The sequence below is a fragment of the Myxococcus vastator genome (genome assembly GCF_010894475.1).
In the GTDB taxonomy this organism is placed as follows: domain Bacteria; phylum Myxococcota; class Myxococcia; order Myxococcales; family Myxococcaceae; genus Myxococcus; species Myxococcus vastator.
This window is the reverse complement of sequence record NZ_JAAIYB010000494.1, coordinates 1-5989: the sequence shown is the minus strand read 5'-3', so window position 1 is coordinate 5989 and position 5989 is coordinate 1. Positions and strand designations below refer to the sequence as shown.

The 5989-nt window shown below is 63.4% G+C and carries 8 protein-coding genes; all 8 read right to left on the bottom strand.

Going from position 1 to position 5989, the window contains the following annotated elements:
• Window positions 1–1046 (bottom strand): serine/threonine protein kinase (locus G4D87_RS32280; RefSeq protein ID WP_163786534.1); only part of this gene is annotated, 1046 nt, incomplete at its 3' end.
• On the bottom strand, window positions 1043–1906 hold the full coding sequence (locus G4D87_RS32275) for a DUF2381 family protein (RefSeq protein ID WP_163786533.1): 864 nt from the start codon (window positions 1904–1906) through the stop codon (window positions 1043–1045). The genes G4D87_RS32275 and G4D87_RS32280, both read right to left, overlap by 4 nt.
• Window positions 1907–2097: 191 nt before the next feature.
• A complete protein-coding gene (locus G4D87_RS32270; RefSeq protein ID WP_163786532.1) occupies window positions 2098–2670 on the bottom strand; it encodes an imm11 family protein in 573 nt (190 codons plus the stop codon).
• A gap of 5 nt (window positions 2671–2675) precedes the next feature.
• Window positions 2676–4010, bottom strand: coding sequence for an AHH domain-containing protein (locus tag G4D87_RS32265; protein WP_163786531.1), 1335 nt, complete (start codon window positions 4008–4010; stop codon window positions 2676–2678).
• Window positions 4011–4348: 338 nt separating this feature from the next.
• The gene (locus G4D87_RS32260; RefSeq protein ID WP_163786530.1) at window positions 4349–4648 is read right to left on the bottom strand and encodes a hypothetical protein; all 300 of its coding nucleotides are present in this window, start codon (window positions 4646–4648) and stop codon (window positions 4349–4351) included.
• Window positions 4645–5097, bottom strand: coding sequence for a hypothetical protein (locus tag G4D87_RS32255; protein WP_163786529.1), 453 nt, complete (start codon window positions 5095–5097; stop codon window positions 4645–4647). Before G4D87_RS32255 ends, G4D87_RS32260 begins: the two co-directional genes overlap by 4 nt.
• A gap of 12 nt (window positions 5098–5109) precedes the next feature.
• Window positions 5110–5478 (bottom strand): M15 family metallopeptidase, encoded by a 369-nt coding sequence (locus G4D87_RS32250; protein WP_371928634.1) that lies wholly within the window; start codon window positions 5476–5478, stop codon window positions 5110–5112.
• Window positions 5479–5626: 148 nt separating this feature from the next.
• Window positions 5627–5887, bottom strand: a complete 261-nt coding sequence (locus tag G4D87_RS32245) for a hypothetical protein (RefSeq protein WP_163786528.1) — start codon at window positions 5885–5887, stop codon at window positions 5627–5629.
• Between the last annotated feature and the right edge of the window lie 102 nt (window positions 5888–5989).

Sequence of the window (5989 nt, the reverse complement as noted above, 5' to 3'; positions counted from 1 at the left end):
GCCACGACAAGCGCGATGAGGGCCGCGAGGCCCCCCACGAGCCCACGCCATCCCCGGCCAGGGCGCGTAGGCGACCCATGAAAGCTTGAGTTCGCAACTGCGGGCATCGGCTGTTCCGGTAGTTCCGACTGCCGCTGCTCGGACGGTGGATGCACTGGGGATAGATACTCCGCGCTCGAATGGGCGAGTAGCTCGCCCAACTCCCGGCGCAGCGCTTCGCTGTCGACGGGGCGCCTTGCCGGTTCACGCGACAGGATGCACGCGACGAGGTCATTCAGCGCTTCCGGCACGCGCACATTCAACGCACGCGCGGGAGGCGGCTTCACGACTGTACTGTTGAGCGAAACGCGCGCTTGAACCTCGGTCGGGCGGGGGTCTGTCAGCAGCTCATAGAGCATCGCCCCCACCGCAAAAATCTCATCTGCGACGCGGAAGGCGTACTTCGCGCGATGGTCGGCCTTGTGCTCACGGAGCCATTTGAACTGCTCCGGCGCGCGGAATCGGTCCGTTCCCGGAGGCAAGCCGCCGTCCGTCAGCTCTTCGGCCAACGAGTAGCTCGCACAGCTAAAGTCGATGATGATTGGCTCGCCATCGCTCTTTCGAATCAGAACGTTGGACAGCTTCAAATCTCGATGAAGGACGCCGCGACTGTGCATGTATGACAATGCGGAGCAGAGTTTGTCGAAGACCTGCAAGACTTCCCGCACCGTGGGGTGCTTACGCTCCGCCCACTCCGCAAGCGTCCAGCCATCGATGTACTCAAGCGCGAGATAGACGTTCCCATGCTCGGAGTACCCATACCCACGGTGCTTGACAATGTTCGGATGATCCAGGAGCAGAAGCGCCGAAAGCTCCCGGAGCGTCCTTGCATGAGTTTGCTTGTCGTCCCCGCTTGAATCCCGGTGACGCGCCAGCTTGAGCGCGCTCCTGCGTCCGTGTTTCTCAACGAGAAAAACGACAGCAAAACCACCATTCCCAAGCTCCCTGATGACACGCCAGCCATCAACGGACATTCCTGCACGCGGGAATATCGAAATCACGTTCATGGAGTCGCCCCAAAGGCTGCCTTCGGAAAGCGCACATTGGGAATCTTGAGCGTGCGCCCATCTCCAACCAACTCCAAAGTAAAAACCGGGCTCGCAGGCAATTGCGGCAGGTCAGCCACCATCAACACCCGTCGATGCTCTCCTGGCTGAATCGCTGTTTTATCTGCCATCACAATCCGGGCGCGGAGCGGCAACCCAACTCTGCCCGTCAACATCGCCTCTCTTGGAAGCCATGGCGACTGCCCAGCAAAGTTCGTCACTCTCGCGTCTATCAGCACCCATCCCTTCCCCCGATAGGCTATCGCCGACTGCACGTGAAAGCCTCGTTCTGCGTCGTCATAACCCTTAATTGGCGTAGCTGAGACACCTTCCTTATCGACAAGCCCCAGCAACACGAAGTCTTCGGGTTGAGGTGCTCGCGGTTCGTCAACGGGGCATGCCGCACCCGCCAATTCTGGGCGCTGAACATTGATCTGAATGTCCACTTCGGCCGCGTCCGTCACCAGCGAGAAAGCAGCTCGCGCGGGCACCCCGCCATCCGCGAAGAAGACCCCGACTTCGTAGCGCTCACCTTCGGCAAGGTCAGCCACAGGCTGAACGATGACCGACCGTTCCCCGGCGTCTAGAACGCGAATCCGTGACTCGTCGAAGGTCAGGGTCTTCCGGTTGATGGGAGCCGGAAACAGGAAGAGCGTCGGCGTGCCGTGCGCCACCCGGACGACAGGAAGTGAATCGGCAGGGCCGTTTGCAACGGACACCGCCCGGTCCCGCTTCGCGCGTTCCGCTTGTGCCGCCACGGCTGGCGTCGCAGCCCCCCACGCGAGAACGAGCGCAAGGGCCAATCTGATCGGTTGGATCAAAGGCGCATGACCTCCCGGTGCCACACGCTACCATCGGAAGGCCGCTCGCAGTGGAACCATCTACCGCGCCCCGCTACCGAGAGAGTCAGGTGCCCCCTTGCGCCCAACGGAACGCCCCTCGCCCAAAGCAGCTCACCCCGGCGTTGCTGTGAGCGGCGCCGGGGCGAGTTCAGGGACTGCGGTGGGGTGGTTCAGACCTCTTCGAACGTGCCACCGAAAATGCCGTTCGCTTCGAGAGCGTCCTTAATCTCTTCGTCGACAATGATGGGGATATCATACCCCCAAAGTCGGAACACTCGTGCGTCGCCAGCCTTTGACTTGTCTATTCGCAAGCCAATTACCGAGCGATACTCGCCGACCCGGTCTGCGTGCAACTCTTCATTGTCGCCGAAATGCTGCACCTCTCGACATGCAGCATCGTCAATGCAGCGAACCTTTCGAGCAACATTCAGAATGAAGTAAGAAGCCCCTTGACCTTCGACATCAACTGGGAAGAGCTGCACATCGTCAGGCGCCATCTTCCGAAAGATGGACGCGACACGCTCGCTAACAATGGGAATCAAACCCACTCCAGCGAACTCAATATCGAGCGGCTCCCCTGGCCGATAGATTGGCAATCGTAGCCGTTCGTGAAGTTCAACGGTTCGTCCATCACGGAACATCCAAACGTCATCAATGGTCCGACCGCCCGCGTCCACCGGGTCGTCGAGATACCATCGCCCCTTTACATATTCATCCGTGGCCAACTCGAAATAGCGCCGCACCGTACCTACTCCCGGGTTCCCTTTGTAATCAGCCCACGCAGCTCGGAGCCCTCTCTTACGAGGTCCTTAGCGATCTTGGCAAGCTCATCTACCAGTAGGGCCCTGCACCGCGCCTCACCTCGGCATCGCTTCGTCGCGAGGTCCAATCTACGGAAGACCTCCTTATGATACTCGGCGGGATGAGACCCCTTGTGACCTCGAATCCGAACCAGATTCGCAGGGTCGCTCAGCTTCATCCCGGCTTGCATGAAGAACCTTTCGAATCGCGGCGTCCACGGACCGCCTGTCCTGTCAGATTTGTCATTTTTGTCAGTGCAGATATGGTGAATCTCTCCCTCGGGGTCGCCCTGAATCCGCCCTCCGACTCCCACGGCAGGGGCAGTTCCAGCTCCAGCGCCTTCGCCTGCGCCCATCGCGACTGCGGCGACCGCCGTCGGTGCGAGCGTCACGTTCAGCACCCCGGCCGACGAAATCGAGATCGCCTGAACCTCCCCGGCCAGCGCGCCCGATAGCTGGAAGCCCCCCTCAAGCTGCGCCCGGGAAGCCGCCTGAGCGAAGCCCGGCATCTTCGGTCCCTGCGACGCCAGCGCGCTTCTCCCACCCAGCGCGGACAGTGCGACGATTACCAGGACGCGGGCCCCGTTGTCCCCCAGCACCTTCCCGAAGCGATGCCCAGCCCGCTCCAGGTCCGCGAAGCCCGCCGCGTCACGAGACTCGTCGAGCAAGCGCAGAAAGCCCTGCCCGAGATTCCACACCGGCCCCGTCCCGAGGTAGGCAATCAGAGATGCCGTCAGGGCAATCGCGATGACCTTCGTAATGGGCTCGGGCGCGACCAGCATCACGAGCGCCGTCCCAATCATCGTCGTAACCATCGCTCGCAGGGCGGCAGGATTCACCATGTCGCGAATCGCATCCTCGACGCCCGCCCACACCGTGTCGAGCGCGAAGTAGAGCGCGAGCATCCGCCGCTCCGAGGGCCCCAGCGAGAACCCACCAGACAGCATGCTCAGGCAGCTATGGGGCTCGTCCTGCCGCTGGCAGATGCGCTCATATGCCGAAGGAACAGACCTAGCCTGCGCGCCATCAACGAGCCCTCCGGATGACGCGAGCAACGAGCGGCGACCGTCCTCCTCAACCTCCCTGAAGGCGACATCGAGCCGCATGTCGAGCACGAGCTGCGCGACAGCACGCTTGAACTCGTCGTTGCCTATCTCGACAGGGTCGGACTCAACCGGGGTGAAGGCGATTGGCTCTCCGCGCCCAGTGTTCAGATGCACGACACGAGTCGACGCGCACCCGCTCGCAAACAGCAACAGTGCAGCAATTCCTAAAGCTCTCATGCAGCCCCCAGGTCGGCCGCCGGGACATCGGCGAGCAAGGGGCCACATAGCAACCGCGTCTGACAATCTCTATGGTCCTACGAGACTATGGAAACCTTGAAGGTCTACTGCATCAACGCCTCTTCCGCGCTCAGGACTGACTAACATGGTAGACCGACGAGCGCCGCGAACCGCAGGCCAGGTCGCCCCCGTGCCAGGCCCCCGGGGCATTCCGGCAGACCTACTTTACCATTCACTGTCGCTTATGTATGAAGGCGGCCGGGCGGCTGCGGTGAGTACGTAGTTCACGGCGTCGCGAGGTCTCAGACCGACCGCGCTGATTCCGCAGCCGCCCACTGTCAGTTCGCCAGCTTCGCAACGACGAACCCGGCCCCAAGCCCGGCAAGTAGGGCCACGACGGCGACCGTGAAGGACACGTCCCCGGCCTGCTGGCGCAACGATTCGTTCTCGGCGCGCAGCCGCTCAATCTCCGCTGCGGTTCGAATGCAGCGGCTCTCCGACAGCCAGCAGCCGCCCTCCACCTCGACGGCTGCCGAGCCTCCATCCGGGAAGAGCTGAGCGCGCTCGACGCTGATGACCTCCGAGCCCGACGCGGGAAGCGCGAGCAGCACGGCCAGCACGAGCGCGCCGAGCTTCACTTGCCGCCCCGAGAGTCGAGCTGCTCAAGCACGGCAATCGCCGCAGCCTTCTCCGCGACCTGCCCAGCGGCAAGCGCCCCCGCCAGTTCAGCGCGGGCAATGGCGGCGCTCCCGAACAGAATCCGCTTGATGATGGTGAAGCCACCAGCAGCCGTCAGGGCAACTTGCAGCGCCGTCAGCATCAGCGCCAGCGAGAACGGCGCCCCCGCAGCAAGCGCGTTCGCTACCGCTCCTGCGAGGGAGACCCCCAGCACGAGCACCGCGCCGCCCCTGTCGGTATTGAAAACCGGGACGAACCTGCCGCCGAACTTCCGCAGTAGGTAGACGAGCACCACCACCACCAGGGCGGCGAGCAGCGCGTAGTTCCGGCTCGTCACCGCATCGAGAAGAAGGCGCGCGAACTCCTCGAACTGCTCGGGGTTCGGCCCAACTACACCAGCGTCAACCATGTTGCCTCCGGGTTAGAAGCCCAGCCGTTCCAGTTCGGCCGCGAGCTTCGGGTTTGCTGCACGCCACTTCGGCGACAGGCGCTCGGCATCGAGGTGAGCCCACACGTCGGCGAGGGAGCTTTGTTGGACCAGGACACGAAGCGGCTTGAGCTGAAGCGCGCTCACGTAGCCGGGCCACTGCACATGGGGGGAGTCGCCGAACCTGCCACCCCAGACGAGGCCCGCCTTCGTGGATTCCTCGCCCAGCACGCGGTAAGCCGACTCGCGCCAATCCGGCTGAACGCCAGGTCGCGGGCTCGCGTCACAGACGAAGTCGAAGGCGAGGCCGTAGTTGTGCGCGGACAAACCTGCGGGTGATGCCTTGCCGCCCTTGCCCGCCAAGTACAACCGACGCAGCTCGGCCTGCTCTTCGAGGCTTCGGAAGCCGTGCGTCGCGACGTAGCGAACGCCCCGGGCTGCACAGCGGGTGATGCGACGAACGGAAGGAAGACGCGGTCAAGCTCGACCCGCCCGAAGTTCGCATGGGTCATCACGAGCCCCGCCCGCCCGACTGAGTCATGCGAAGCAGCTCCAGTTCGACGACCTGCTGAACCTGAGCCGGAAGCCCTCGGGTGAACTCGTCGCGCCACCGACGCAGCGCGCCCAGCTCCACCGCGACCGCGTTGATGCGCTCGTCCTGGCGCGCGACCTTCTCAACGAGGGCCCGAATCTCCCCGACCAGGGACTTCGCAGCCCAGGTGAGGACGCCGACGCCCGCCGTTCCAAGCAGGGAGCCGACTACGAGTTGCACGGACTGAGTCTCTTCTGCGGTCACAGCGCCACCGGGTTGAAAGGGTGCCCCCGGTAAATGCGTGCGACTTCGCGAGGTGGCCCACCGGCAAGGGGTTTTCCC